The organism is Ramlibacter paludis, assembly GCF_022012305.1.
Taxonomy (GTDB): Bacteria; Pseudomonadota; Gammaproteobacteria; order Burkholderiales; family Burkholderiaceae_C; genus Ramlibacter; species Ramlibacter paludis.
Genome location: NZ_JAKLTM010000001.1, coordinates 660,103 through 685,757 on the forward strand (window position 1 = coordinate 660,103; position 25,655 = coordinate 685,757).

Annotated in this window: 27 protein-coding genes, 1 tRNA gene and 2 pseudogenes; 11 read left to right on the plus strand and 19 right to left on the minus strand. The window is 66.9% G+C overall.

Translation table 11 applies throughout. The annotated features are described in order from the left end of the window. The first annotated feature begins 12 nt into the window (after positions 1-12). A tRNA-Ser gene (locus LZ009_RS03475) sits at positions 13-102 on the plus strand. A 220-nt stretch (positions 103-322) separates the two neighbouring features. Next, positions 323-691: a hypothetical protein gene (locus LZ009_RS03480; RefSeq protein WP_275696477.1), complete on the plus strand. Its 369-nt coding sequence runs from the start codon at positions 323-325 to the stop codon at positions 689-691. Here LZ009_RS03480 and LZ009_RS03485 read toward each other — a convergent pair. The 9 genes and pseudogenes from LZ009_RS03485 to LZ009_RS03525 form a co-directional block, all read right to left on the minus strand. Continuing rightward, positions 688-906, minus strand: coding sequence for a hypothetical protein (locus LZ009_RS03485; RefSeq protein ID WP_275696478.1), 219 nt, complete (start codon positions 904-906; stop codon positions 688-690). The genes LZ009_RS03480 and LZ009_RS03485 overlap by 4 nt on opposite strands. Before the next feature lie 4 nt (positions 907-910). Then, the gene (locus tag LZ009_RS03490) at positions 911-1,255 is read right to left on the minus strand and encodes a hypothetical protein (protein WP_275696479.1); all 345 of its coding nucleotides are present in this window, start codon (positions 1,253-1,255) and stop codon (positions 911-913) included. 57 nt (positions 1,256-1,312) lie between these two features. Further along, positions 1,313-1,981 (minus strand): urease accessory protein UreG, encoded by a 669-nt coding sequence (gene ureG, locus LZ009_RS03495; protein WP_275696480.1) that lies wholly within the window; start codon positions 1,979-1,981, stop codon positions 1,313-1,315. Beyond that, positions 1,978-2,622: an urease accessory protein UreF gene (locus tag LZ009_RS03500; RefSeq protein WP_275696481.1), complete on the minus strand. Its 645-nt coding sequence runs from the start codon at positions 2,620-2,622 to the stop codon at positions 1,978-1,980. Before LZ009_RS03500 ends, ureG begins: the two co-directional genes overlap by 4 nt. Next, positions 2,609-3,091: pseudogene (ureE, locus tag LZ009_RS03505) on the minus strand (urease accessory protein UreE); the annotation flags it as partial. The gene LZ009_RS03500 and the pseudogene ureE, both read right to left, overlap by 14 nt. A gap of 7 nt (positions 3,092-3,098) precedes the next feature. Further along, on the minus strand, positions 3,099-4,817 hold the full coding sequence (ureC, locus tag LZ009_RS03510; protein WP_275696482.1) for an urease subunit alpha: 1,719 nt from the start codon (positions 4,815-4,817) through the stop codon (positions 3,099-3,101). Then, a complete protein-coding gene (locus tag LZ009_RS03515) occupies positions 4,818-5,123 on the minus strand; it encodes an urease subunit beta (protein WP_275696483.1) in 306 nt (101 codons plus the stop codon). Between the two features lie 4 nt (positions 5,124-5,127). Next, entirely contained in the window at positions 5,128-5,298 is a 171-nt protein-coding gene (locus LZ009_RS03520) for a hypothetical protein (RefSeq protein WP_275696484.1), read from the minus strand. A 17-nt stretch (positions 5,299-5,315) separates the two neighbouring features. Then, positions 5,316-5,618, minus strand: coding sequence for an urease subunit gamma (locus LZ009_RS03525; protein WP_275696485.1), 303 nt, complete (start codon positions 5,616-5,618; stop codon positions 5,316-5,318). 150 nt (positions 5,619-5,768) lie between these two features. On the opposite strand from LZ009_RS03525, the gene LZ009_RS03530 reads away from it, so the two are divergent. Continuing rightward, positions 5,769-9,083, plus strand: a complete 3,315-nt coding sequence (locus LZ009_RS03530; protein WP_275697106.1) for a hybrid sensor histidine kinase/response regulator — start codon at positions 5,769-5,771, stop codon at positions 9,081-9,083. Next, the gene (locus LZ009_RS03535; protein ID WP_275696486.1) at positions 9,080-10,027 is read left to right on the plus strand and encodes a response regulator transcription factor; all 948 of its coding nucleotides are present in this window, start codon (positions 9,080-9,082) and stop codon (positions 10,025-10,027) included. Before LZ009_RS03530 ends, LZ009_RS03535 begins: the two co-directional genes overlap by 4 nt. Before the next feature lie 107 nt (positions 10,028-10,134). Here LZ009_RS03535 and LZ009_RS03540 read toward each other — a convergent pair whose 3' ends face one another. From LZ009_RS03540 to LZ009_RS03560, 5 genes and pseudogenes are all read right to left on the minus strand, one after another. Further along, positions 10,135-11,124 (minus strand): 4-hydroxythreonine-4-phosphate dehydrogenase PdxA, encoded by a 990-nt coding sequence (locus tag LZ009_RS03540; protein ID WP_275696487.1) that lies wholly within the window; start codon positions 11,122-11,124, stop codon positions 10,135-10,137. Beyond that, complete coding sequence (locus tag LZ009_RS03545; protein WP_275696488.1) at positions 11,121-12,107, minus strand: Bug family tripartite tricarboxylate transporter substrate binding protein; 987 nt, start codon at positions 12,105-12,107, stop codon at positions 11,121-11,123. The genes LZ009_RS03540 and LZ009_RS03545 overlap by 4 nt, the downstream gene beginning before the upstream one ends. A 168-nt stretch (positions 12,108-12,275) precedes the next feature. Further along, a complete protein-coding gene (locus LZ009_RS03550) occupies positions 12,276-12,917 on the minus strand; it encodes a hypothetical protein (RefSeq protein WP_275696489.1) in 642 nt (213 codons plus the stop codon). Positions 12,918-13,434: 517 nt separating this feature from the next. Then, positions 13,435-13,677: a hypothetical protein gene (locus LZ009_RS03555; protein WP_275696490.1), complete on the minus strand. Its 243-nt coding sequence runs from the start codon at positions 13,675-13,677 to the stop codon at positions 13,435-13,437. 192 nt (positions 13,678-13,869) lie between these two features. Further along, positions 13,870-14,748 (minus strand): annotated as a pseudogene (locus LZ009_RS03560) (IS1595 family transposase); the annotation flags it as partial. 57 nt (positions 14,749-14,805) lie between these two features. Between LZ009_RS03560 and LZ009_RS03565 the strand changes: the two are divergent. Beyond that, positions 14,806-15,771 carry a LysR family transcriptional regulator gene (locus LZ009_RS03565; RefSeq protein WP_275696492.1) on the plus strand — a complete coding sequence of 322 codons (966 nt, stop codon included), beginning with the start codon at positions 14,806-14,808 and terminating at the stop codon, positions 15,769-15,771. On the opposite strand, the gene LZ009_RS03570 is transcribed toward LZ009_RS03565, so the two are convergent. Together LZ009_RS03570 and LZ009_RS03575 are read right to left on the minus strand one after the other, a co-directional pair. Further along, a complete protein-coding gene (locus tag LZ009_RS03570) occupies positions 15,764-17,119 on the minus strand; it encodes a dicarboxylate/amino acid:cation symporter (protein ID WP_275696493.1) in 1,356 nt (451 codons plus the stop codon). The genes LZ009_RS03565 and LZ009_RS03570 overlap by 8 nt on opposite strands. Before the next feature lie 32 nt (positions 17,120-17,151). After that, a complete protein-coding gene (locus LZ009_RS03575) occupies positions 17,152-17,763 on the minus strand; it encodes a hemerythrin domain-containing protein (RefSeq protein ID WP_275696494.1) in 612 nt (203 codons plus the stop codon). A 164-nt stretch (positions 17,764-17,927) separates the two neighbouring features. On the opposite strand from LZ009_RS03575, the gene urtA reads away from it, so the two are divergent. The 6 genes from urtA to LZ009_RS03605 all read left to right on the plus strand — a co-directional run bounded on the left by urtA (position 17,928) and on the right by LZ009_RS03605 (position 23,909). Further along, positions 17,928-19,202, plus strand: coding sequence for an urea ABC transporter substrate-binding protein (gene urtA, locus LZ009_RS03580; protein ID WP_275696495.1), 1,275 nt, complete (start codon positions 17,928-17,930; stop codon positions 19,200-19,202). A gap of 103 nt (positions 19,203-19,305) precedes the next feature. After that, entirely contained in the window at positions 19,306-20,871 is a 1,566-nt protein-coding gene (urtB, locus tag LZ009_RS03585; RefSeq protein WP_275696496.1) for an urea ABC transporter permease subunit UrtB, read from the plus strand. Positions 20,872-20,963: 92 nt separating this feature from the next. Next, a complete protein-coding gene (urtC, locus tag LZ009_RS03590) occupies positions 20,964-22,061 on the plus strand; it encodes an urea ABC transporter permease subunit UrtC (protein WP_275696497.1) in 1,098 nt (365 codons plus the stop codon). Beyond that, on the plus strand, positions 22,058-22,933 hold the full coding sequence (gene urtD / locus LZ009_RS03595) for an urea ABC transporter ATP-binding protein UrtD (RefSeq protein WP_275696498.1): 876 nt from the start codon (positions 22,058-22,060) through the stop codon (positions 22,931-22,933). The genes urtC and urtD overlap by 4 nt, the downstream gene beginning before the upstream one ends. A 105-nt stretch (positions 22,934-23,038) precedes the next feature. Next, on the plus strand, positions 23,039-23,731 hold the full coding sequence (gene urtE / locus LZ009_RS03600; RefSeq protein ID WP_275696499.1) for an urea ABC transporter ATP-binding subunit UrtE: 693 nt from the start codon (positions 23,039-23,041) through the stop codon (positions 23,729-23,731). Between the two features lie 28 nt (positions 23,732-23,759). Beyond that, positions 23,760-23,909 (plus strand): hypothetical protein, encoded by a 150-nt coding sequence (locus LZ009_RS03605; protein WP_275696500.1) that lies wholly within the window; start codon positions 23,760-23,762, stop codon positions 23,907-23,909. Between the two features lie 2 nt (positions 23,910-23,911). Here the strand turns inward: LZ009_RS03605 and LZ009_RS03610 are convergent, their stop codons facing one another. From LZ009_RS03610 to LZ009_RS03620, 3 genes are all read right to left on the minus strand, one after another. Then, on the minus strand, positions 23,912-24,130 hold the full coding sequence (locus tag LZ009_RS03610) for a hypothetical protein (RefSeq protein ID WP_275696501.1): 219 nt from the start codon (positions 24,128-24,130) through the stop codon (positions 23,912-23,914). 77 nt (positions 24,131-24,207) lie between these two features. After that, positions 24,208-24,678: a hypothetical protein gene (locus LZ009_RS03615; protein ID WP_275696502.1), complete on the minus strand. Its 471-nt coding sequence runs from the start codon at positions 24,676-24,678 to the stop codon at positions 24,208-24,210. 145 nt (positions 24,679-24,823) lie between these two features. After that, the gene (locus LZ009_RS03620) at positions 24,824-25,654 is read right to left on the minus strand and encodes an urease accessory protein UreD (protein WP_275696503.1); all 831 of its coding nucleotides are present in this window, start codon (positions 25,652-25,654) and stop codon (positions 24,824-24,826) included. Position 25,655 lies beyond the last annotated feature (1 nt).

The window sequence follows — 25,655 nt, forward strand, 5'->3', positions numbered from 1 at the left end:
AATCGGCCAGAAGGAAGCGTGGGAGAGTGGTTTAATCCAGCGGTCTTGAAAACCGCCGACGTTGTGAGACGTCCGTGAGTTCGAATCTCACCGCTTCCGCCACTACCTCTGCTTGTTGGAAGCCCTGGGTCCCCGCCTTCGCGGGGATGACGCCGGTGCCGCGGTCTTGTTCAACGCGTAGCGTTGGGGAGGCACTCATATTGCGCAGCAATGTGAGTGACTACCAAAACCGCCGACGTTGTGAGACGTCCGTGAGTTCGAATCTCACCGCTTCCGCCATCTGAGCGTTGTGGCCGCCGCGTGATCGGCCTATCCTTCGCGGATGCGCCTCTGGAAATCCTCCCCGCCTGCTCCTACTGCCGAGTTCGACCCGAACTCCACCAAGCATTTCCAGGCGCGGATGAAACGGGCGCCGGTGTGGTTCTGTTCCTTCCTCGCCGGCAATCACCGCGAGCAGCGGCGCTTTCGCGACGAGCTCGCGTCGATGAAAGGCGCGTGGCCGCTGCTGATGAAGCAGCGCCGCGGCGGCAAGTGGACGCCCGAGGAGAAGGACAAGCTCAAGGGAATGGTGCGATCGGCGTCGTCGGTCAGCCCCTACCTTTTCATCTGGGCGATCCCGGGCTCGATGCTGCTGCTGCCTTTCCTTGCGTGGTACCTCGATACCCGCCGCAAGCAGAGGACGAAAGCCTAGGACTGCGAGCGCCGCGGCCAATCGCTGAAGACGGGGTTGCGTCCGCCAGGACGCGTGGCATCGCGCGGATCGACGGCGCTTGCCGGCTTGGCGCGCAGCGATTTCGTCAGGTAAGGCAGCACGCTCTGCGCGCCCGAGCCCCAGCGCTGGCCCGGCTCCGGCAGTTCGCCGTCCGCGTCGTCGGTGAGGGCAGCCGGCCTGGAGTTGCTGTGCATGGAATCAGTTCCGTGCGGGCCAGAGTTCCACCGCTGGCCGGCGGATGAACGACGGGTCGCTGTCCTCGACGCGGCGCTTGGGCGGCGGCGCCACCGAGAACAGCATGTCGCAGCCGAACATTTCGTCCTCGCCACCCAGCAGGTGTTCCTTGTAGCCGAGGCTGCGCAAGTGTTTCGAGAAGAAGGCGACCTGGCGGTAGCCATCGAGCTCGCCTTGTGCCAGCAGCACGCCTTCCTGGGCGATGCCGATCTTCAGCCCCAGGCGGTGCGTGGTGGGCATGTGCTTCGCCATCGCGAAGCTCCTGGCGATCCCGTCGAACCCGGCGGGCGGCTCGTGCAGCAGTTTCATGCCGCCAACTTACGCGGCGCCGGCCGATCTGACTGTAGGACGCGGCCGCGTCGCCGATTACATCTGGTGACTACCCGGCAAGTCTTGAAGCATTCCCTTGCGCTCGATGAACTTGACGACTTCGTCGAGCCCCGTTCGCGTCTTCAGGTTGGTCATCACGAAGGGCTTGTCGCGGCGCATGCGGCGCGTGTCGGCTTCCATCACGCCCAGGTCGGCGCCCACGTAGGGCGCCAGGTCGGTCTTGTTGATGACGAACAGGTCGCTCTTGGTGATGCCGGGCCCGCCCTTGCGCGGGATCTTCTCGCCCGCGGCGACGTCGATCACGTAGATGGTGAGGTCGCTCAGTTCCGGGCTGAACGTGGCCGCCAGGTTGTCGCCGCCCGATTCGACGAACACGATGTCGGCATCCGGGAAATTCTCCAGCATGCGGTCGATCGCCTCCAGGTTGATGGAGGCATCCTCGCGGATCGCCGTGTGCGGGCAGCCGCCGGTCTCCACGCCGACGATGCGTTCGGCCGGCAGCGCGCCGCTCACGGTCAGCAGGCGCTGGTCTTCCTTGGTGTAGATGTCGTTGGTGATGGCCACCAGGTCGTAGCGCTCGCGCATGGCCTTGCACAGCATCTCCAGCAGCGTCGTCTTCCCCGAGCCGACCGGGCCGCCGATTCCGACGCGCAGCGGCGGCAATTTCTTGGTGCGGTTGGCGATGTGGTGCAGTTGGGTGGTCATGAGCGGAACAGTCGCGAGTATTGCGTTTCGTGGCGAGCGGAAAGGATGGCCAGCATCGGCGTGAAGGCCTGCGGCGCGCTGGCCAAGGCGTGGTCGACCGCGGCGGGGATCTCTTGCGCCAGGCGGCCCAGGATGCGCTGGCCGGCGGCCTGCCCCAGCGGCACCGACTTGATCGCGGCCTGCATCATGTTTTCGGACCAGCCGAAGGCGTAGGCGAGGCAGGTGGCACGGGCGGGGGCGCCTTGGGCGGCGAGGGCGAAGGCGACGGGGTAGGTCCTGGACTGCGGATCTTCGGATGGTGGGGTCGCTGCGCGAACCCACCCTACGTCGGAGAGGGAACGGCCCATCTGTTCGGATTGCAGGCGGAACTCGCTGGTCTCGCGCGTCTGTCGAACCCAGTCGTCCATCTCGGCAGCGCGCGCAGGGCCTTGCGCCACCGCGGCCACCACGGCGAGGTCGCCGCGGGCCACCGCCACCAGCAATTGGTCCACCAGCCAGTCGCCCGCGCTCTCCTCGTCGCGGACCAGACCGGCTTCCACGGCCGCCTCGATGCCCTCCGAATAGGAGAAACCGCCCACGGGCAGGGCCGGCGAGGCCAGCCACGTGAGGCGCAGCAGTTCTTCGTCAGTGAGCGTGGTCATGGCCGTGGTGGCCGCCGGCGGCATAGGCGCCGCCTTCCGGTTCGAAAGCGGCGTCCTGCGGCTTCACGATCAGGTGCATGGCGCGCAGCATGTCGGCCAGCACGTGGTCCGGTTCGATCTTGAGGTGGTCGGGCTTGAGCTCGATGGCAACGTGGCGGTTGCCCAGGTGGTAGGCCGCGCGCACCAGGTCGAAAGGCGTACCGTGCTCGGGGCAGTGCGTGATCACCAGCACCGGCTGCGCGGCGGCGATGACGCGGATCATCGAGCCGTCCTCCGCCACCAGCACGTCGTCGCCGCGCACCACGGTGCCGCGCGGCAGGAACACGCCGAGCCGGCGGCCCTGCGAATCGGTGGCGTCGAAGCGGCTTTTCTGGCGCACGTCCCAGTCGAGTTCCACGCTGGCGGCACGCTTGAGGAGGACGGGGGCCAGCCCCTGCCCCCGCGGCAGGATCTTCGAAACTTGCAGCATGCGCGGATTAGAACAAGAAATACCGCTGCGCCATCGGCAGCACCACCGCCGGCTCGCAGGTGAGCAGCTGGCCGTCGGCGCGGACGGCGTAGGTCTGCGCGTCGATCTCCATCTTGGGCACGTAGCTGTTGTGCACCAGGTGCTGCTTGCGCACGCGGCGGATGTCAGCGACCGCGCTCACGGTCTTGGCGAGGCCGTACTTCTCCTTCACGCCAACCGCCAGCGCGGCCTGCGAGACGAAGGTGAGCGAGCCGCGGGCCAGCGCGCCGCCGAAGCTGCCGAACATGGGCCGGTAGTGCACCGGCTGCGGCGTCGGGATCGAGGCGTTGGCGTCGCCCATGGCCGCCATCGCGATGAAGCCGCCCTTGAGGATCAGGGCGGGCTTGACGCCGAAGAAGGCCGGCTTCCACACGACGAGGTCCGCCCACTTGTCGACCTCGATGCTGCCCACCTCGTGGCTGATACCGTGCGCGATCGCCGGGTTGATCGTGTACTTGGCGACGTAGCGCTTGGCGCGGAAGTTGTCGTTGCGCTCGCCGTCGCCCGGCAGCGCGCCGCGCTGCAGCTTCATCTTGTGCGCGGTCTGCCAGGTGCGCAGGATCACTTCGCCCACGCGGCCCATGGCCTGCGAGTCGCTGGACATCATGCTGATCGCGCCCAGGTCGTGCAGGATGTCCTCGGCCGCGATGGTCTCCTTGCGGATGCGGCTTTCGGCGAAGGCCAGGTCTTCCGGGATCGCCGGGTCGAGGTGATGGCACACCATCAGCATGTCGACGTGCTCGTCGAGCGTGTTCACGGTGTAAGGCATCGTCGGGTTGGTCGACGATGGCAGGAAGTTGGGCTCGCCCACCACCTTCAGGATGTCGGGCGCGTGGCCGCCACCCGCGCCCTCGGTATGGAAGGCGCAGATGCCGCGGCCCTTGGTGGCCGCGATGGTGTTCTCGACGAAGCCCGACTCGTTGAGCGTGTCGGAGTGGATGGCGACCTGGATATCCATCTCGTCGGCCACGTCGAGGCAGTTGGCTATGGCCGCGGGCGTGGTGCCCCAGTCCTCGTGCAGCTTCAGGCCGATGGCGCCGGCCGCCACCTGCTCGCGCAGCGCCTGCGGCTGGCTCGCGTTGCCCTTGCCCATGAAGCCCAGGTTCATCGCGAAGCCGTCGGCCGCCTGCAGCATGCGCTCCATGTTCCAGGGGCCGGGCGTGCAGGTGGTGGCGAAGGTGCCCGTCGCCGGGCCGGTGCCGCCGCCGAACATGGTGGTCACGCCCGAAGCCAGCGCCTCGTCGATCTGCTGCGGGCAGATGAAGTGGATGTGCGCATCGATGCCGCCCGCCGTGACGATGGAGCCTTCGCAGCTGATGATCTCGGTGCCGGGGCCGATGATGATGTCGACGCCGGGTTGCGTGTCCGGGTTGCCGGCCTTGCCGATCGCGGCGATGCGGCCGCCCTTCAAGCCGATGTCGGCCTTGACGATGCCCCAGTGGTCGAGGATCAGCGCGTTGGTGAGAACGGTGTCCATCGCGCCTTCGGCGCGGGTGCGCTGCGATTGCGCCATGCCGTCGCGGATGGTCTTGCCGCCGCCGAACTTCACCTCTTCGCCGTAGCCGCCGGCGCGCAAGGTGTAGTCGTCCTCGACCTCGATCACCAGCTCGGTGTCGGCCAGCCGCACGCGGTCGCCCTTGGTGGGGCCGAACATCTCGGCATAGGCGCGGCGGGGAATCGTTGCCATCTAGAGTTTTCCTTGCACCAGCGCGCGGAAGCCGTGCACGATGCGGTCGCCGGCGAAGTCGACGAGTTCCACCGTGCGCTGCTGGCCCGGCTCGAAGCGCACGGCCGTGCCGGACGCGATGTTCAGGCGCATGCCGCGCGCCGCTGCGCGGTCGAAGGACAGGGCACCGTTGGTCTCGGCAAAGTGGTAGTGCGAGCCGACCTGGATCGGCCGGTCGGCGGTGTTCTGCACGACGACGGTGAGCGTCCGGCGGCCGGCGTTGAGCGCGTGGTCGCCGGCGTCGGTGAGCAGTTCGCCCGGGATCACCGTCTCAGTCCCCGCGCGACAGCCACAGCGCGATGCCGGCCAGCACGGCCACCGTGAGGAAGCCCGCGGTGTCGCTGGCATGCCAGTGCCATTCGCTCACCGCGCCGTGGCCCGGGTGCGCGTGGGCGGAGGCGGCAAACGCCCACAGGGCGGCGGGCAGCAGGCGCTGGAACATGGGTCGTTCTCCTGGGTTCAGACGATGGGCTGGTGCACCGTGACCAGCTTGGTGCCGTCGGGAAAGGTGGCCTCGACCTGGATCTCCGGGATCATCTCGGCGACGCCTTCCATCACCTGCGCGCGGGTCAGCACGCTGCGGCCTTCGCTCATGAGCTGCGCCACGGACTTGCCGTCGCGCGCGCCTTCGAGCACCGCCGCCGAGATCAAGGCCATCGCCTCCGGGTAGTTCAGCCGCAGCCCGCGCGCCAGGCGCCGCTCCGCCAGCAGGGCGGCGGTGAACAGCAGCAGCTTGTCCTTCTCGCGGGGGGTGAGTTCCATGGGCTAACGATCTTAGTGCAAGAGCTGGGCCAGGCATGGAACGTGCACTTGCCTTGCGTGAGCCGCACCATCCCCATCCACCCCGCCGAAGCGCCGCAGCGCGTGGTGAAGGTGCGCCGCGACTACAACAGCTGGGTCGCGCACGAGACGATGGAAGACTACGCGCTGCGCTACACGCCGGAGCGCTTTCGCAAGTGGTCGACCTTCCGCGTCGCCAACACCGCGTTCGGGGCAGCCTCGTTCCTGATCCTCGAGGCGGTGGGGGCCACGCTGCTGGTGCAGTACGGGTTCATGAATGCCTTCTGGGCCATCCTGGCCACCGGCCTCATCATCTTCGTCGCCGGCCTGCCGATCTCCATCTACGCCGCGCGCTACGGCGCCGACATGGACCTGCTCACGCGCGGGGCGGGCTTCGGCTACATCGGCTCGACGCTCACCTCGCTGATCTACGCGAGCTTCACCTTCATCTTCTTCGCGCTCGAGGCGGCGGTGATGGCCTATGCGCTCGACCTGGCGCTGGGGATCCCGCCCTCGTGGGGCTACCTGATCTGCGCGCTGGTGGTGATCCCGCTGGTCACGCACGGCGTGTCCGCCATCAGCCGGCTGCAGGCCTGGACGCAGCCGGTCTGGCTGGTGATGCTGGTGGTGCCTTTCGTCTACGTGCTGCTGCGCGACCCTGGTGCATTCAACGGAATCGTGCACTACGCCGGGGAGAAATCGGCGGGCAGCGGCTTCGAACTGCACTTGTTTGGTGCCGCGCTCACGGTGGGCATCGCGCTGATCACGCAGATGGGCGAACAGGCCGACTACCTGCGCTTCATGCCGGCGCGCACCGCGGCGAACCGCAAGGCCTGGTGGGCCGGCGTGCTGGCGGGCGGGCCGGGCTGGGTGATCCTGGGCGTGGTGAAGATGCTGGGCGGCGCGCTGCTCGCCTACCTTGCGATCCAGCACATGGTGCCGCTGGATCGCGCGGTCGACCCAAACCAGATGTACCTGGCCGCCTACGAATACGTCTTTCCCAACTACGGCTGGGCGGTGGCGGCGACGGCGCTGTTCGTGGTGATCTCGCAGCTGAAGATCAACGTGACCAATGCCTATGCGGGCTCGCTGGCCTGGTCCAACTTCTTCTCGCGCCTCACGCACAGCCACCCGGGGCGCGTGGTCTGGGTCGTGTTCAACACGCTGATCGCCTTCATGCTGATGGAGATGAACGTGTTCCAGGCGCTGGGCGACGTGCTGGGGCTGTATTCCAACATTGCCATCGCCTGGATGATGGCGGTGGTGGCGGACCTCGTCGTCAACAAGCCGCTGGGGCTGTCGCCGCCGGGCATCGAGTTCAAGCGCGCGCACCTCTACGACATCAACCCGGTGGGCGTCGGCGCGATGGCGCTGGCGTCGCTGCTGTCCATCAGCGCCTACCTGGGCGTGTTCGGGCCCACGGCGCAGGCGTTCTCGGCGCTGATCGCGATGGGCGTGGCCTTCGTCACGGCGCCCCTGATCGCATGGGGGACCCAGGGCCGGTACTACATCGCGCGCACCCCGGTCGCCGAATTCGACCGGCTCGCCACGCACCGCTGCGTGATCTGCGAGCGCGAGTACGAAGGCCCGGACATGGCGCACTGCCCGGCGTACCAGGGCCCCATCTGTTCGCTGTGCTGCACGCTGGACGCGCGCTGCGGCGACCTGTGCAAACCGCACGCAAGCCTGTCGGCGCAATGGTCGGGCGCGCTGCGGGCCTTGCTGCCGCGGCGCGTGTGGCCTTACCTCGACACCGGCCTCGGCCACTTCCTGCTGCTGATGCTGGTGATCGCGCCGTTGCTGGCCGCGTTGTTCGGCCTGCTATACCACCAGGAGGTGCAGGCGCTGCCGCAGCCCAGCGAGCCGGGCTGGCTTGTGCAAGGCACCCTGAAGGCCACCTTCGTCAAGGCCTACTTCGCCTTGCTGCTGGTGGCCGGCATCGTGGCGTGGTGGCTGGTGCTGGCGCACAAGAGCCGGCAGGTGGCGCAGGAGGAATCCAACCGGCAGTCCAACCTGCTGATGCGCGAGATCGAATCGCACCGCCAGACCGACGAGGCGCTGCAGCAGGCGCGCCGCGTGGCCGAATCCGCCAACCAGGCCAAGAGCCGCTACATCAGCGCCATCAGCCACGAACTGCGCACGCCCTTGAACAGCATCCTCGGCTACGCGCAGCTGATGGGCGAGGACGCGGCCATCCCCTCGCATCGCAAACACGCGGTCAACGTCATCCGGCGCGGCGGCGAGCACCTGCTGTCGCTGATCGAAGGCACGCTGGACATCGCGCGCATCGAGTCGGGCAAGCTGACGCTGAACGTCGCGCCCATGCGCTTTGCGGATTTCGTGCACGAGATGGCCGGCCTGTTCGAGCTGCAGGCCGCCGCCAAGGGCCTGGCCTTCCGCTTCGAGACCGAAGGCGCCGTGCCCGAGGTGGTACGCGCCGACGAGAAGCGGGTGCGCCAGATCCTGATCAACCTGCTGGGCAACGCGATCAAGTTCACGTCCGAAGGGCGCGTCGTGTTCCGCATCCGGCACTCCCGCGAGATGGCGCTGATCGAGGTGGAGGACACCGGGCCGGGCCTCACGCAAGAGGAACTGGCGACCATCTTCGAGCCCTTCGCGCGTGGCAACAGCGCGAGCCACTCGGCGCCCGGCGCCGGGCTGGGGCTGACCATCGCCAAGATGCTCACCGACCTGATGGGCGGCGAGCTCTCCGCGCGCAGCACGCCGCGCGTGGGTTCGGTGTTCCGCGTCCGGCTGTTCCTGCCGGAGGTGCATGCAGCCGCCGTCGCGCGGGTAGCGCCGCCCCGGCTGCGTCGCGCCTACGAAGGCGCGCGCCGCAAGATCCTCGTGGTGGACAACGAGGAGGCCGACCGCGAACTGCTGGTGCACCTGCTGGCGCCCCTCGGCTTCGAGCTCCGCACCGCCGCCAGCGGCCACGATGCGCTCGACCTGCTTGCCGCGGGCCTGCAGCCCGACGCGGTGCTGGTCGACCTCGCCATGCCCGGCATCGACGGCTGGGAAACGATCCGGCGCATCCGCCGCATGGAGCACTTGCGGGCGAAGGTGGCGGTGGTCTCGGCCAACGCCTTCGACAAGGGGCTGGAGAACGACGCCGGCATCCGCGCGGAGGACTTCATACTGAAGCCGGTGCGGCACAGCGAGCTGCTGGACTGGCTGGAGCGCTCGCTGCAGTTGCGCTGGCTGCAGGAGGCGCCGGTTGCGGCGCCGGAACCGGCGCCAGCGCAGGAGTGGGTGCGGCCCGCGCCGGACCTGCTCGCGCCGCTGCAGCAGGCGGTGCAGCTCGGCTACTACCGCGGCATCCTCAACCAGCTCGACGCGATCGACGCCGCCTCGCCGGCCTGCGCCGGCTTCACTGCCGCCATGCGTGAACTCGCGCGCAACTTCCGCTTCGAGGCGATCGGCCAGGCGCTGGAGCCCACCCCATGAATGCGCTCCCCGATCGCGTCGACAGCGACGTGGTGCTGGTCGTCGACGACGTTCCCGATAACCTCTCGGTGCTGCACGACGCGCTGGACGAGTCCGGTTACACGGTGCTGGTCGCCACCAGCGGCGAAGCCGCGCTGCAGCGCGCGGCGCAGGCCTTGCCCGACATCGTGCTGCTCGACGCGATGATGCCGGGCCTCGATGGCTTCGAAGTCGCCCGGCGGCTGAAGGCGGGGCCGCAGACGGCGCACATTCCCATCATCTTCATGACGGGTCTCACCGAGACCGAGCACCTGGTCGCCGCGCTGGAGGCGGGCGGTGTCGATTACGTCACCAAGCCGATCAAGCCCAAGGAAGTGCTGGCGCGCATGGGCGTGCATCTGCAGAGCGCGCGCCTCGCGCGCCAGACGCGCAATGCGCTCGACGCCTTCGGCTACGCGAGCATCACCGTGCGTCCCAGCGACGGCCGCCTGATGTGGCAGACGCCGCTGGCGCGCGACTTGTTGAAGGCGTACTACGGAACCAGCGCGCCGGAAACGCCGGCGCCGGTGCTGGAGTGGCTGCGCCGCCACCTGCAGGACGCCGAACGCAACATCGAGCCGCCGCGGCTGTCGGCGCAGCAGGGCGCGCGGCGGCTGTCGATCCGGCTGCACCAGCAGACCGGCGACGACGACTGGCTGATCGTGATGCGCGAAGTGTCCGACGCCGTGGTGATCGAGGCGATGGGCCTGGCCTTCAAGCTGACTGCGCGCGAGGCCGAGGTGCTGTACTGGGTGGTGAAGGGCAAGATCAATCGCGACATCGCCGACATCCTCGGCGCCAGCCCGGCGACGGTGAAGAAGCACCTGGAGCGGATCTTCGTCAAGCTGGGCGTGGAGACGCGGACCTCGGCGGCCGCGATGGCGATGAACCGCATCCGGCAGCTGCATCCGCAGTTCGAGGCTTGAGCCCCCGCACGTCATCCCGGGCCTGACCCGGGATCCATCCCCGGCGGTCCATCAAGCGACCGGAGGTGGATTGCGGGTCAAGCCCGCAATGACATGAAGGCTTGCGGTCAGGCCGCCACGGCGGCGGGTTCCCGCAACTTCTGCGCCGCCATCCTCGCGCACAAATCGAACGCGCTCTGCAGCCCGTCGACGCGCGCAATCCCCTTGCCCGCAATGTCGAACGCACTGCCGCTCGCCGAGGTCATCACCGGCACCGGCAGTCCGCCGGCCACCGTCACGCCGCTTTCGAACCCCAGCAGCTTCATCGCGATCTGGCCCTGGTCGTGGTACATCGACACCACCGCATCGAAGTCGCCGCGCCGCGCGGCGAGGAAGACGATGTCGGGCGACCAGGGGCCGCTCGCTTCCACGCCCTCGGCGCGCAGCGACTCCACCGCCGGTGCGATCACCTCGATCTCCTCGCGGCCGATCGAGCCGCCGTCACCCGCGTGCGGGTTCAGCCCCGACACCGCGATGCGCGGCCGCGCGATGCCGGCGGTGCGCAGCGTGCGGGCTATCAGGTGCACGGCATCGCGCACCGACTGTTGCGTGATCAGGTCCGCCACTTCGCGCAGCGGCACGTGCGAAGTGACGCGCGCGGTCCACAGCTTGCCGGTGATGTTGAATTCGCAGGTGAAGGCCTCGATGCCGAACAGGTCCTGCATGAAGCGCAGCTCGTCCTCTTCGCGCATGCCGGCCAGGCGCAGCGCGTGCTTGTTCAGCGGCGCGTAGACCACGCCTTCCACTTCGCCGCGGCGCGCGAGCTCGGTCGCGTGGCGCAGCGCGTCGAGCGCGATCGCGCCCGCGGCTTCGCTGAAGGCGCCGAGCGCCGGTTCGCCGCCGGCCGGCTCCGGGCGCTCGCTGTGCTGCACGCGCGGATCGATGCGCGTGCCGGCGATGCGCTGCGCCCGCTCCAGCGTGGAACGCGGCCCCACCACCAGCAGGTCGGCCCGGTCGGCATTCGCGGGGCGCGCCAGCAGCTTCACGGCCATCTCGGGGCCGACCCCGGCCGGGTCGCCCAGCACCACGGCCAGGCGGGGCTTGCGTTCTTCGCTCACATGCCCTCCATCTTGATGTTCGCGTCCTTCACCAGCTTGCGGAAGCGCTCGAACTCCTGCCGGTTCATCTCGGCGAACTGGTCGACGCCGATGTTGCCCACCTCGCCGCCCAGGCCCTTGATGCGAGCCTGCACGTCGGGCAGCTTCAGCACGCGCTGCAGTTCGGCCACCAGCGTGTCGACGGCGGGCTTGGGCGTGCCGGCCGTGACGTAGAGCGCGTACCAGGTCTGCACGTCGGCGCCCTTGACGCCGGCTTCGGCCATGGTCGGCACGTCGGGCAGTTCGGCGGCGCGCTTCTCCGACATCACCGCGAGCGGGCGGAACTTGCCGGCGCGGATCTGGCCCATGGCCGACGAGGTGGAGTCGAACATCATGGTGACTTCGCCCGAGATGATGTCGATGTGCGCCTGCGAGCTGCCCTTGTAGGGCACGTGGATCGCCTTGGTGCTGGTCGCCAGGTTGAAGGCTTCGCCGGCGATGTGCTGGGTGCTGCCGATGCCGGAGGACGCGTACTTCAGCTGGCCTGGCTTGGCCACCATCGCGGCGGTGAGCTCCTTCACCGACTTGTAGGGCGAGTCAGCGGCGACGACCAGCACGTTGGGCATCACCGCGACCAGGCCGATCGGCTGCAGGTCCTTCAGCGGATCGAACTTGAGCTTGAGCAGGTGGGGCGCGATGGCCTGGCCGGTGTTGGTGGCGAGCAGGAGGGTGGTCCCATCGGGCGCGGCGTGCGCGGTCAGGTCGGCGGCGATCGTGTTGGAGGCGCCGGGGCGGTTCTCCACCACCACGCTTTGCCTGAGCTGCGGCGCCATCTTGTCGGCCAGCATGCGCGCCAGGATGTCGGTGCCACCGCCGGGCGAGGCGCCGACCATGATCTTGAGCGACTTGTCGGGCCAGGTTTGGGCGGCCGCGGGCAGGGCGGCCAGCAGCAGGCTGGCGCCGGCCAGCGAAAGGGCGAGCCGTCGGGCGGTGGAAATGGGCATGGCTTGTCTCCTGTTGTGGGCGCAGCGTAAGGGCCCGAGCCATTCCAATCCAATGAATTTGCCTGAAGAATCCATATACATTCATGGATAGTATGTACTTGACAAACCCTAGTACAAACCATGAGAATGAGGACCAGCGTGACAGGCTGGATTCTCAGGAAGTGGTTATCACTTCGGAGATGCTTGACGCGGGCGTTTCTGAGGTCGAGTGGTCGGGTGACTCGATTGAGCCTTGGGATCTAGCTCGCCGGGTTTACATCGCCATGGAGCGAGCGAAGCGAGATACACCGCGTGATTCTGGTTTGCAGACTCCTTCGCGAAATCTACGTCCGGGAAAGACTGCTGGAGAGTGAAGATGTCCAGCGCCGCAACTATCGTGTCCAAGTCGGCGGTGATTCGATCTAGGAGTTCCGGAGACACCGGAACTTCTTTCAGGCTTCGATTGGTGTGGGCCCGGAGTCGGTTGCTGGACTCAATTGCAAACCCGTAATTGCGAGCGCCAGAATGCAAAAGATGATCGCGGAAGGTTGTGATGGCCGTCGCATGTGCCAGCACTTCATCAAGCCGGGGCGGCGTAGGCTTACCACGCGCTTCGTGGACTCGGCGGATATTGGAAACGCCCTGCTTCATGCGCATTCCCGACAAGAGAGCCTGGCAGGTTTCAAAGGTCATCCTGCTCAAGACTGACACTGCTATGAAGATGCGATCTTCAGCGTCGGAAAATCGATCAACGAATCTGCCGAGCGAGAGATAGTATTCATCCATGTCCAAAGCAAAGCCCTCCTCTGCGCGGCCCGACGAAGCGGTCACGCCTCGATTCGATGCCGTACTGAGGCGCATGCTATCAACCCCGCCAGACCCGAAGGTTCGGCAAAAGGGTGAGGCGAAGCCAGAAAAGAAAAAACCGGCCTAAACGCTCACGGCTTGGGACTGGGGGCCGGGGATGCGGTCGGCAACGAGGAAGCGGGAGGCAAATAGAACTTGCCCGCGACTTGGTGAGGACTCAACTCAATGAGATCAATATGTCTGCTGTGATTCACCCATTGGAAGTGGAGTAGCCAGTCAGAAACGTAGTCACCCACAGCAGTCTTGGTATATGCGGGAAGTCCGATGTGGTAGTGCCATAGCCAGTTCGTTGTCGCATACGTGTAGGGCGGACTACCCTTCACACGATTCATCCAGGATGGTGAGATGCGCCCTTGGAACTTGGTCTGATTTAGACCATGAGTCTGGAACGTATGGACAAATAGCGCGACCCGTTGCTTCTGGTCGGGCTGATAGTTGGGCCACTCTTTGCGCCACTGGGGCCCAACCCCTACGGTGAACGTCATCCCTCTTTGGAGATGTAGTCCATGAACTGTCCGATTTGTTCGACAGTCAAGCCATTAGGGATGATCGTTCGATCAAGGGCTAGCCCTGCGAGGGCACGATCAAACCGCTCAACGTCAATGTGAGCTGGCGGCAAATCGTCGTGTCTCCCGAACTCACGCAGAGCTTCATCGTAGACGTTCTCATCACGCACTACGACCGTTGGCTTGCGACGGAAGATTCCCATGGCCGTATTGAACATGAGTATGGACCTCCTTGTCAGCAGAAGAATTCGATTCCGCGTGCAGTTTGTGGCTTACAGGAGGTAAAGAGCAGCCGCTATGCTGTCTGTTTAGACAGTAATGCCATGAGGACGCCATCAAGCGTTGGCTTGCGACTCGCCACCAATCCGCCGATAGGTCAGACGCTTGCCTTGAATGCCGATGAGGCATTAGTCAGCGCGTTCCTGATCGTTGAAGCCCAGAGCGATACGAGTGTTCCAGCGGAAGTCGAACTCGTTGCAGTAACGCTGGAGGTGCTTCTCGCTCACGCTGTGGAACGTGCCGACGAGGCCACGCTTCAAGAGTGAGAACGAGGCTTCAACCGTGTTGCTCGACACGTTGCCGCGCACGTACTCACCCTTGTTGTGGTTCACGTACTGGTGCGAGGCGAACTCCTTGCCGATGGCGCGGTAGTACTTCGCAGAGTCCGTCATCAGGTGGGCTTCGGGCGAGACCTGCGACTTGAGAACAGCCTTGAGGGTCTGGCCGTTCACGTTGGGGATGTGGAAGGAGCGCTTCTCGCCGTTACGCTCAACGAGCGACACGATCATCATCCTGTGGCGGAAGCCGCCCTTCGGCGTGCGGATCTTCTTGTCGTCCTTGTCGGTGGCAGTGCCCCAATAGGTTTCATCGGCTTCAACGATGCCACCGTTGCTGCCCATCAAGCCGCCGCCTTCGGTGGTCATGGCGGCGCGAATGCGGTGGGCCATGAACCAGGCCGTCTTATAGGTGACGCCCAGCATGCGTTCCAGTTGCTTGGCGCTGATGCCCTTCTTGCTGGCGCACATCAGATGCACGGCTTGCAGCCAGACGTTCAGCGCGATCTTGGAGCGTTCAAAGACAGTGCCCACGGTGACGGTGAACTGCTCGTAGCAGTCGGAGCACTTGAAGAGGCCCGGACGGTAAGCCTTACCCTTGAGGGTCAGATGCTTGCCGCTGACAGAACCGCAGTGCGGGCAAACCGGGCCACTCGGCCAGCGCAGAGCCTCCAAGTACTCGCGGGCCTTGTCGGCGTCTTGGAACTGCGGCTGGTTGAGGATTGCTTCGGCCATGACTCCATTATGGACAGACCTTAGGGTTTGTCAAGTACATACTATCCACATTCATGTATGGCCCGGACCTCTCCCCCTCTCACCGATGCCGCCTTGCTGATGCGGCTGCGTACCCGCCAGTTGCTGCTGCTGGAAGCCCTGGGCCGCGAGCACAACCTGGGACGCGCCGCCGCCGCGCTGGGCATGAGCCAGCCGGCGGCCACCAAGCTGCTGCAGCAGGCCGAGGAGGCGACCGGCGTCGCGCTGTTCACCCGGCAGGCGCGCGGCATGGAGGCCACGCCCAGCGGCGAAGTGCTGATCCGCTATGCGCGGCAGGCGCTGGTCGACTTCGGCTTCGCGCGCGAGCAGATGGCGGCGCTGCGCTCCGGCCTGCGCGGCCGGCTGCGCCTGGGCAGCGTGCCAGGCGCGTTGCCGGAGCTGCTGGCGCCGGCGCTCGCCAGCTACAAGAAGCGCCATCCCAAGGTGGCGGTGTCAGTGCTGGTAGACACGAGCGACGTGATGCTGGCGCAGCTGCAGCGCGGCGAGGTCGACGTGGTGCTGGGGCGGCTGGCCGAAGGCCACTACGAGGACGAACTGGAAAGCCGGCCGCTGCTGGCCGAACCGCAGGTGGCCGTGGTGCGCAAGGGCCATCCGCTGCTGGAGATCGCCGCGCCCAAGCTGGAAGACCTGGTGCGCTGGCCCTGGATCCTGCAGCCCCCCGGGTCGCCGCAGCGCACGCGCTTCGAAGGGGCACTGCGCGAGGCGGGCCTGCACGTGCGGCTGGACATCACCGAGACCTCGTCGACCGTGGCGACCACGGCGCTACTCGAGGCGACGGAGATGGCGGCCATCATGCCGGCGTCGCTGGCGGCGCACTATGCGCGGCTGGGGATCCTGCAGGTGGTGGCCATCGCCCTGCCGCTGCGGGTGCCGCCGGTGCACCTCATCACGCGGCGGCACCGCGAGCTGTCGCCGGCGGCGGCGGGGTTCGTGGAAGGTCTGGTGAGCCGCGGATCGCCTGAAGGCTCACCACGGCCTACGTGACTTCCGGCGGGACGTGCATCCGCTCCACCTTCGCCTCGTGCAAGGCTTCGGGCTCGCCGGTTTCCTCCCAGTCCTGCCCGTCGAGCCGCGCCTTCAGCTGCGCGACGTCGAGGTCGTTGGTCCACTTCGCCACCACCAGCGTGGCCACCGCATTGCCGACGAGATTCGTCAGGGCGCGCGCTTCCGACATGAAGCGGTCGATGCCCAGGATGAGCGCGAGGCCGGCCACCGGCACGTGACCGACGGCGGACAAGGTGGCGGCCAGGACGATGAAGCCGCTGCCGGTCACGCCGGCCGCGCCTTTCGACGTGAGCAGCAGCACGCCGAGGAGCGTCACCTCCTGCATCAGCGTCATCTGCGTGTTGGTGGCCTGCGCGATGAACACCGCCGCCATGGTCAGGTAGATGCTGGTGCCATCGAGGTTGAACGAATAGCCGGTCGGGATCACCAGGCCCACGGTGGTCTTGCGCGCGCCCAGGTTCTCCATCTTCTCCATCATCCGCGGCAGCACCGACTCGGACGACGAGGTGCCCAGCACGATCAGCAGTTCCTCCTTGATGTACTTGATCAGCTTCCAGACCGAGAAGCCGTGCACCTTCGCGATGGTGCCCAGCACCACGAAGACGAAGATCAGGCAGGTAGCGTAGAAGGTCGCCATCAGCGCGCCCAGCTGCCACAGCGAGGCGATGCCGTACTTGCCGATGGTGAAGGCCATGGCGCCGAAAGCGCCGATCGGCGCCAGCTTCATGATGAAGCCGACCATCGTGAACAGCACGTGCGAGCTCTTCTCGATCCAGTCGAACACCAGCGTGCCGCGCCCGCCGAAGCGGTGCAGCGCGAACCCGAACAGCACCGCGATCAGCAGCACCTGCAGGATCTCGCCCTTGGCGAAGGCGTCCACCAGCGTGTTCGGAATGACGTTGAGCAGGAAGTCGGTGGTCGTCCCGAGCTTGCCGGGTTCGGTGTAGGCCGAGAGGGCCTTGGTGTCCAGCGTGGCCGGATCCACGTTCATGCCCGCGCCGGGCTTCACCAGGTTCACCAGCACCAGGCCGACCACCAGCGCAATCGAGCTCACGACCTCGAAGTAGAGGAGGGCCAGGCCGCCGGTCTTGCCCACCTTCTTCATGTCTTCCATGCCGGCGATGCCGACCACGACCGTGCAAAAGATGATGGGCGCGATCATCATCTTGATCAGCTTGATGAAGCCGTCGCCCAGCGGCTTCATCTTCGTGCCCAGCTCGGGCATGAAGTGACCGAGGAGGACACCGATGACGACCGCCGCCAGCACCTGGGCGTAGAGCGACCGGTAGAGCGGGCGGCGCCGCGGCGTCGTTGTTGTAGCTGTCATGACGGCCTCCGGAGGAGACCGCCATTCTGTGCCTAGACGGCCCGTCCGGGGCGGGTGCGGCCCAGCGGGCCGGCGCCGTGGCGGTGCCGCGTGAGCAGGTGCACGCCCGACAGCACGGCGCTGCCGGCCGACAGCAGCGCGCCGGCGCTGAAGGAGCGGGCCATGCTGCTGGCGTATTCCGGGGTGCGGCGGCCGGCCAGTTCGAAGCGGCGGCGCGTCATGCGCGAGCCCAGCTCGGCCAGCTGCTCGGGGATGAGGCGCTCGGCGGCGGGCAGCAACTGGGTTTCCTCGTCGGCCACGTGGTGCATCACGTGCCGCATGAGCGAGAAGAAGGTGTCGTCGAAGGCCGGGTCTTCCACGGCCATGGCACGCAGGCGGGAGATCAGGCCGCGCATCTCGTCGTGCTCGGGCGTGCTCTTGCGCAGCACCTCGTCGTCCGCCACCAGGCGCAGCGCGGGGTAGAAGATCTCCTCTTCCAGCTGCGTGTGGATCTCGATCGCCAGGCAGACCTTGTCGGCCAGTCCCTTCTTCAGCCGCGGCGAAGAGCCCACTTCGTACTGGTGGAAGGCGCTCAGGACCTGCGTGTGGTCCAGGCGGATCAGGTTGGTGATGCTGGGCGACAGCTGGGCGAGAAGGGACGACATGGGAGCGATTGAGCCGCGCGGCCGGGGTGCCGCGTGTCGGACGGCGGCGCATCCGCTGCCGGGCGTTCGCCGTCGCTCCATGCCGGAGCCGTACGCCATGTGCCGTACATACCGCCGCGCTTGCCATCCCTAGAGTGGACCTGTCATTTCAGGAGCAACCCAGCATGCAACGTCGTTTCACCCTCCAGGCCCTCACGGCCGCCGTCGCCCTGGCCGCCGCCGGCCTGCCGGCCTTTGCCGCCGAAGGCACCATCAAGGTCGGCATCCTCCACAGCCTGTCCGGCACCATGGCCATCTCGGAAACCGTGCTCAAGGACACGGCGCTGATGGCCATCGAGGAAATCAACGCCAAGGGCGGCGTCCTCGGCAAGAAGCTGGAGCCCGTGGTCGTCGACCCGGCTTCCAACTGGCCGCTGTTCGCCGAGAAGACCAAGCAACTGCTGACCCAGGACAAGGTCGCCGTCATCTTCGGCTGCTGGACGTCGGTCAGCCGCAAGTCGGTGCTGCCGGTGGTCGAGGAGCTGAACGGCCTGCTGTTCTACCCGGTGCAGTACGAGGGCGAGGAGCTGTCCAAGAACGTGTTCTACACGGGCGCGGCGCCCAACCAGCAGGCCATCCCGGCCGTCGAATACCTGATGTCCAAGGACGGCGGCGGCGCCAAGCGCTTCGTGCTGCTGGGCACCGACTACGTCTACCCGCGCACCACCAACAAGATCCTGCGCGCCTTCCTCAAGTCCAAGGGCATCGCCGACGCGGACATCATGGAGGAATACACCCCCTTCGGCCACAGCGACTACCAGACCATCATCGCCAAGGTGAAGAAGTTCTCCAGCGAAGGCAAGAAGACGGCGGTGATCTCCACGATCAACGGCGACTCCAACGTGCCCTTCTACAAGGAGCTGGGCAACGCCGGCCTGAAGGCCAAGGACGTCCCGGTCGTCGCCTTCTCGGTGGGCGAGGAAGAACTGCGCGGCGTCGACACCAAGCCGCTGGTGGGCCACCTGGCCGCCTGGAACTACTTCATGTCGGTGAAGAACCCGACCAACAGCGAGTTCACCAAGAAGTGGGGCGCCTACGCCAAGACCAAGTCCATCGCCGGCCACAAGGACAAGCCGCTGACCAACGACCCGATGGAAGCCACCTACATCGGCGTGCACATGTGGGCCCAGGCCGTCGAGAAGGCCAAGTCCACCGATACCGACAAGGTGATCGCAGCGATGGCCGGCCAGACCTTCAAGGCGCCCAGCGGCTTCACGGCCACCATGGACATGAAGAACCACCACCTGCACAAGCCGGTGTTCATCGGCGAAGTGAAGTCCGACGGCCAGTTCAACGTGGTGTGGAAGACGCCCGGCCCGGTGAAGGCCAAGCCCTGGTCGCCCTTCATCGACGGCAACGACAAGAAGAAGGACGAGCCGGACGGCAAGAGCAAGACGTAAGAAGTCCACTCCACAACGCCATGTCATTGCGGGCCCGACCCGCAATCCATCTCCCGGAGATGGATCCCGGCTCGAGGCCGGGATGACATGGGCTAGGGTTCCCATGCTCCATCGACTTCTCCTCCTGCTGGCGCTGTTCGCCGGCAGCGCCCACGCCCTCACGAACGACGAGGCGGCGGCCCTTGCCATCGGCGAGACCGACACGCGCGTCGAAGCGCTGAACAAGGCCGTGGGCAACGCCGACGACAAGACGGCGGCCTTCCTGCAGGCGCTGTCCGATGACGCGGTGAAGACCGCCGGCGGCAAGGTCTTCGTGGTGCGCGACGACAAGGCCAGCGATCCCGTCACGGGCGCCGCGGTGCAAGTGCCCGCCGACGCCGAAGACGTGGTCAACAACAATCGCATGCGCGGCGAGCTCGACTCCGCCCTCGCTGCGCTCAAGCTCTTCTCCCGCGACGCGAAGCTGCGCAGCGCCGCCATCGCCGAACTGCAGAAGGATCCCGACGAATCCAAGCTGCCGCTCATCGAGAAAGCCTGGGCGGCCGAACAGGATGCCGCCATCAAGGAGCAGCTGGGCCTCATCCGCGCCCAGGCCTTGCTCACCAGCAGCGACAAGGCGCGCCGGCTGGAAGCGGCGCAGATGCTGGCCGGCAGCAGGAGTTCTTCCACCCGCAGCCTGCTGCTGCAACGGCTGAAGGAGGAACAGGACGCCGACGTCAAGTTCGCCCTGCAAGGATCGCTGCGCGCGGTGGAAGGCTCGCTCGCCTGGAGCGAACGCGCCGCCGCCGTCTTCTCGGGCATCAGCCTCGGCTCCATCCTGCTGCTGGTGGCGCTGGGCCTGGCCATCACCTACGGGCTGATGGGCGTGATCAACATGGCGCACGGCGAGCTGATGATGATCGGCGCGTACGCGACCTTCGTCGTGCAGGGCCTGTTTCGCAAGTACCTGCCCGGCGCCTTCGACTGGTACCTGGTCGCCGCGCTGCCGGCGGCCTTCCTCGCCTCCGCGCTGATGGGCGCGATCCTGGAACGCGGCGTGATCCGCTTCCTGTACGGGCGCCCGCTGGAAACGCTGCTGGCCACCTGGGGCATCAGCCTCATGTTGATGCAGCTGGTGCGCAGCGTCTTCGGCGCGCAGAACGTCGGCGTCGAGAATCCCAGCTGGATGAGCGGCGGGCTGGTGATGGGCAACCTGCAGCTGCCCTGGAACCGCATCGTCATCGTCGGTTTCGCCTTCGCCGTGCTGGGCGGCATGGCGCTGCTGATCGCGCGCACGCGGCTCGGCCTGTTCGTGCGCGGCGTCACGCAGAACCGGCCGATCGCGTCCTGCATGGGCGTGAACACGGCGCGTGTCGATACCTATGCCTTCGCGCTGGGCTCCGGCATCGCGGGGCTGGCGGGCTGCGCATTGAGCCAGGTCGGCAACGTCGGTCCGGACCTCGGGCAGGCCTACATCGTCGATGCGTTCATGGTCGTGGTGCTGGGCGGCGTGGGGCAGCTCGCGGGTACCGTCTATGCGGCGCTCGGCCTGGGCATCCTGAACAAGTTCATCGAAGGCTGGGCCGGCGCGGTGCTGGCCAAGATCGCGGTGCTGGTGATCATCGTGGTGTTCATCCAGAAACGGCCGCAGGGGCTGTTCGCGGTCAAGGGACGGAGTGCGGAGGCATGAGCGCAGTTTTGCCACCCGAGTCGGTTTTCGAACCTGCGGCGACTAGCGCCGCCCCCACCCCTACCCTCCCTCCGAAGGCTAGGGAGGACGTCATGCGGCGCAAGCCGCTGCTGACCAAGGCCGGCTGGACGTCCTTCCTCGCGGCAGTGGTGCTGGTCTGCGCCGTCGCGCCGCTGCTGAACCTCGTGGTTCCGGCCACGAGCCCGTTCCACATGAGCGACTACGCCGTCGCCCTGGTCGGCAAGATCATGTGCTACGCCATCGCGGCGCTGGCCATGGACCTGATCTGGGGCTACACCGGCATCCTGTCGCTGGGACACGGCCTGTTCTTCGCGCTGGGCGGCTATGCGATGGGCATGTACCTGATGCGGCAGATCGGGCGCGAGGGCAACTACAAGAGCGACCTGCCGGACTTCATGGTGTTCCTGGACTGGAAGGCGCTGCCCTGGCACTGGACCTTCTCCGACAGCCTGTTCGCCACCTGCATCCTGATCGTGGCCGTGCCCGGCATCGTCGCCTTCGTCTTCGGCTACTTCGCCTTCCGCTCGCGCATCAAGGGCGTGTACTTCTCGATCATCACGCAGGCGCTCACGTACGCCGCGATGCTGCTGTTCTTCCGCAACGAGACCGGCTTCGGCGGCAACAACGGCTTCACCGACTTCAAGCGCATCGCCGGCATCGCCATCGCCACGCCGCAGACGCGCATGACGCTGTTCGTGTTGACGGGCCTCACGCTCCTCGGCTTCTTCCTGCTGGCGCGCTTCCTCGTGGCCAGCAAGTTCGGCCGCGTGCTGCAGGCGATCCGCGACGCCGAGTCGCGCGTGATGTTCTCCGGCTACAACCCGATCGGCTTCAAGCTCGCCATCTGGACGCTGTCGGCCATCATGTGCGGCGTGGCCGGCGCGCTCTACGTGCCGCAGGTGGGCATCATCAACCCGGGCGAGATGAGCCCGGCCAACTCGATCGAGATCGCGATCTGGGCCGCGGTCGGCGGCCGCGCCACGCTGGTCGGCCCCATCGTCGGCGCCTTCATCGTCAACGGCGCCAAGAGCTGGCTCACGGTGTTCGCGCCCGAGTTCTGGCTGTACTTCCTGGGCGCGCTCTTCATCGCCGTCACGCTGTTCCTGCCCGATGGCGTGGCCGGCCTGGCGAAGAAGCTGTGGAACAAGGCGGGGAGGACGCGCGCATGACCCCCGACCTGATGGAAGAGGGCGCGCGCCGCGTCTCCGCCTACGGCAAGCTGGCCGCGCAGGGCAAGACCGCATCGGGCGGACGCGCCGCCGGCTTCGGCCGCCCCGTGCTGCCGGGCGAGGTGGACACCACGCACGGCCGCATCCTGTACCTGGAAGACGTCAGCGTCAGCTTCGACGGCTTCAAGGCGATCAACAAGCTGTCGCTGGACATCGCGCCGGGGGAGCTGCGCTGCATCATCGGCCCCAACGGCGCCGGCAAGACGACGATGATGGACATCATCACCGGCAAGACGCGGCCCGACAGCGGCACGGTCTTCTTCGGCAGCACCATCGACCTGCTGCGCTACAAGGAGGCCGAGATCGCCCAGCTGGGAATCGGCCGCAAGTTCCAGAAGCCCACCGTGTTCGAGCAGCTCACGGTCTACGAGAACCTCGAGCTGGCGCTGAAAACGGACAAGGGCGTGCGTGCTTCGATCTTCTTCCAGCCGGATTCGGCCGAGAGCGACCGGCTGGCCGATGTGCTGCGCACGATCCACCTTTCCGACAGCGTGCATCGCCCGGCCGGCACCTTGAGCCACGGGCAGAAGCAATGGCTGGAGATCGGCATGCTGCTGATGCAGGACCCGCGGCTGCTGCTGCTGGACGAGCCGGTCGCCGGCATGACGGACGAAGAAACCGCGCGCACCGCCGAACTGTTCCTCTCCCTCAAGGGCCAGCACTCGCTGCTGGTGGTGGAGCACGACATGGGATTCATCAAGACCATCTCGGAGAAGGTGACCGTGCTGCACGAAGGCGCGGTGCTGGCCGAAGGTACGCTGGAGCAGGTGCAGAACGACGAGCGCGTCATCGAGGTGTACCTTGGCCGCTGAACGTAGCCAAGAGGGTCTGGAGGCTAGAGGCTGGAGACTAGGGGAAACAGCCTGGGGCCCGACGCGCGTTCTTCCCTAGCCTCTAGCCTCCAGTCTCTAGCACCTATGCTCTCAATCAAGAACGTCAACCAGTACTACGGCGGCTCGCACATCCTGCGCGACGTCAGCCTCGATGCGCACCTGGGCAAGGTCACGGTGATCCTGGGGCGCAATGGCGTCGGCAAGACGACGCTGCTCAAGGCGCTGATGGGCCTGGTGCCGGTGAAGACCGGCACGGTGGAATTCGACGGCAAGGCCATCACGCATGCCACGCCTTATCAGCGCGCCCGCGCCGGCATCGGCTTCGTGCCGCAGGGGCGGGAGATCTTCGCGCGGCTGAGCGTCGAGGAGAACCTGCGCATGGGCCTGGCCACGCAGCCGGGCAGCACGCCGATGCCGGCCGAGCTGTTCGAGCTGTTTCCGGTGCTGAAGCAGATGCTGCACCGGCGCGGCGGCGATCTCTCCGGCGGGCAGCAGCAGCAGCTGGCCATCGCCCGCGCGCTGGCTTCCAAACCCCGGTTGCTGGTGCTGGACGAGCCCACGGAGGGCATCCAGCCCAGCATCATCAAGGACATCGGCCGCGTGATCCGCATGCTGGCGGACCGCGGCGACATGGCCATCCTGCTGGTCGAGCAGTACTACGACTTCGCCCAGGAACTGGCCGACGACTACCTGGTGATGGAGCGCGGCGAGGTGATCGCGCGCGGCCGTGGCAAGGACATGGAGGCCGACGGCGTGCGGCAACTAGTAGCCATCTAGGACAACGGTAGGCACCTGCCTACCGCCTTTGCCGCTGCCGCCCGGCAGCCCGCGCGCACCGGATTTCTTAAGCTCTCCTGAAAGTCCACTCAGGAGAAATCAAATGCCCGTCATCCTCTGGCTGCTCGGCGTGCCGCTCGGCATCGTGCTCTTGCTGATGCTGTTCGGCGTGCTCTGAGCTCAGCGCCGCTCGCCTTCCGGCCGCCCTTCGACCTGCTCCAGCTGGTCGAGGTTGCGGCCGGAAGCATTTCCGCGGTCGCCGCCTTCGACGTCGGGCAGGCTGCCCGACGTGGTTTCTTCCTTGCCCTGGTTGGCATAGGGCTGCCGGCCCTTGCCGTCGTCCCAGGTGACTTCGCTTTGCGGTCCATGTTCGGCGCGCGGCTGTTCCGTGTTGTCCATGTTCATTCCTCTCCAGAAACGGATCGACCCGCCCAAGGCTAGGCCTTGCAGCGGGTCGGGTGCGTCGGACGCGGGCTTTACTTGGACGGGACCAGCACCACCGGGTCGGAGGTCTGCGGCTGGATGGTCACCGAGCTCTGGCCCGAGGGCAGCACCACGGTTTCCACTTCCTTGATCAGGCCGCCGCCGGCGACGCTGCCTTCGGCGCTGCCCATGCCCATGGTGCGGGCCTGGCAGGCCGCCTTGTCCTCGGAATTGGAGAACACGTTGCAGCGGGCCATGGCGTTGGCTTCTAGGCTGCCCTGCGTGTCGAGCACGCCGCGCTGCTTGTCGGCCTTCGCGTTGCGGGCTTCCTTGAGGCAGTCGGCACGGTCTTGCTGGGTCAGGCCGCTCATGCAGGCGTTGACTTCGGACTGGTAGCTGCCGGTGGCGTCGATGCCCGTGGTGCCGCTGATGGCCACCTGGGCGGTGGCGGCGCCGACGGCCAGCAGGGCGATCGCACCGAAGGAAATGAGGCTCTTGCGCGAGCGGTTGGCCGGGTTTTTCATCGGGGGGCTCCTTGCATTGCTTTCGATTCAATGAAGGGAGTGTGGATCGCAGGCGGCTTGCGCACTGCCGGAGAGGGGCGTTCCAGCGCGCCGCCGGTGACCCATGGTCGGGTAGGACGCGGCCTGCCGGCCGGGTCGGAAGGCCCTAGATCGCCCAGCCGCGCGGGTCCACGCCGGGAAGATTCCACAGCAGCGGCCGCCAGGCGTGGCGCACCTGTTTCAGCAGCTGCAGGGCCGGCTCGACCAGGGGCGCCAGCACCCGCACGACCACTACGCGCGGTCCTGGCGACGTGGCACCGGCGCTTGCCACCAGCGGATGCGCTTCCAGGAGCGCGCGGGCGCTCTCCAGCAAGTCGTCGCGCCGCTGGCGCGGAATCTCGCTGCCGGCGACGAAGAACAGCGTGCCGAGGCAGCGATGGCCCGCCAGGCCCAGCGGCCCATCGAGCAGGCGCTGGTCCTCCGCCGCGATGCGCCCGCGCTCCAGCCACGCGCCTTGCAGTTCCAGGTGCTGCAGCACGCTGCCCCGCACGAAAGGCTGTTGTGCCTGCGGCAGGCCGAGCGCGGCCAGGTCCCATCCGAGCAACTCTGCGCCAGGCTCGAGCCGCATGCGCAGCCGGTTGTGCGCATTGCAGCCGCTGTAGTAGAGCGCTTCGAGCGGCAGCCATTCGAGCCGCGCGCCGGGCTGGAGGTGGATGCGCACGTCCTGCAGTGCCTCCGCCCCTTCGCTGCGGTAGAAGCGCGAAGCACCGGGCGTGGTCACGAGTCCGTGGCTTCCGCCAGCGGCCGTGACCTGCACCTCCAGCGTGTCGCCCGCCACCAGGCCGCCCGGCGGGTGCACGAGCACGTTGTGGCAGACGCCGTCGCCCTCGGGGTAGAGGCTTTGCAGGATGCGCAGCGGCCCCTGGTGGGCGAAGCGGGCGACGCTGCGGCCGCCCTCTTGCGCGTAGTCCAGCCGCAGGCCGGCGTGCCAGGCCACG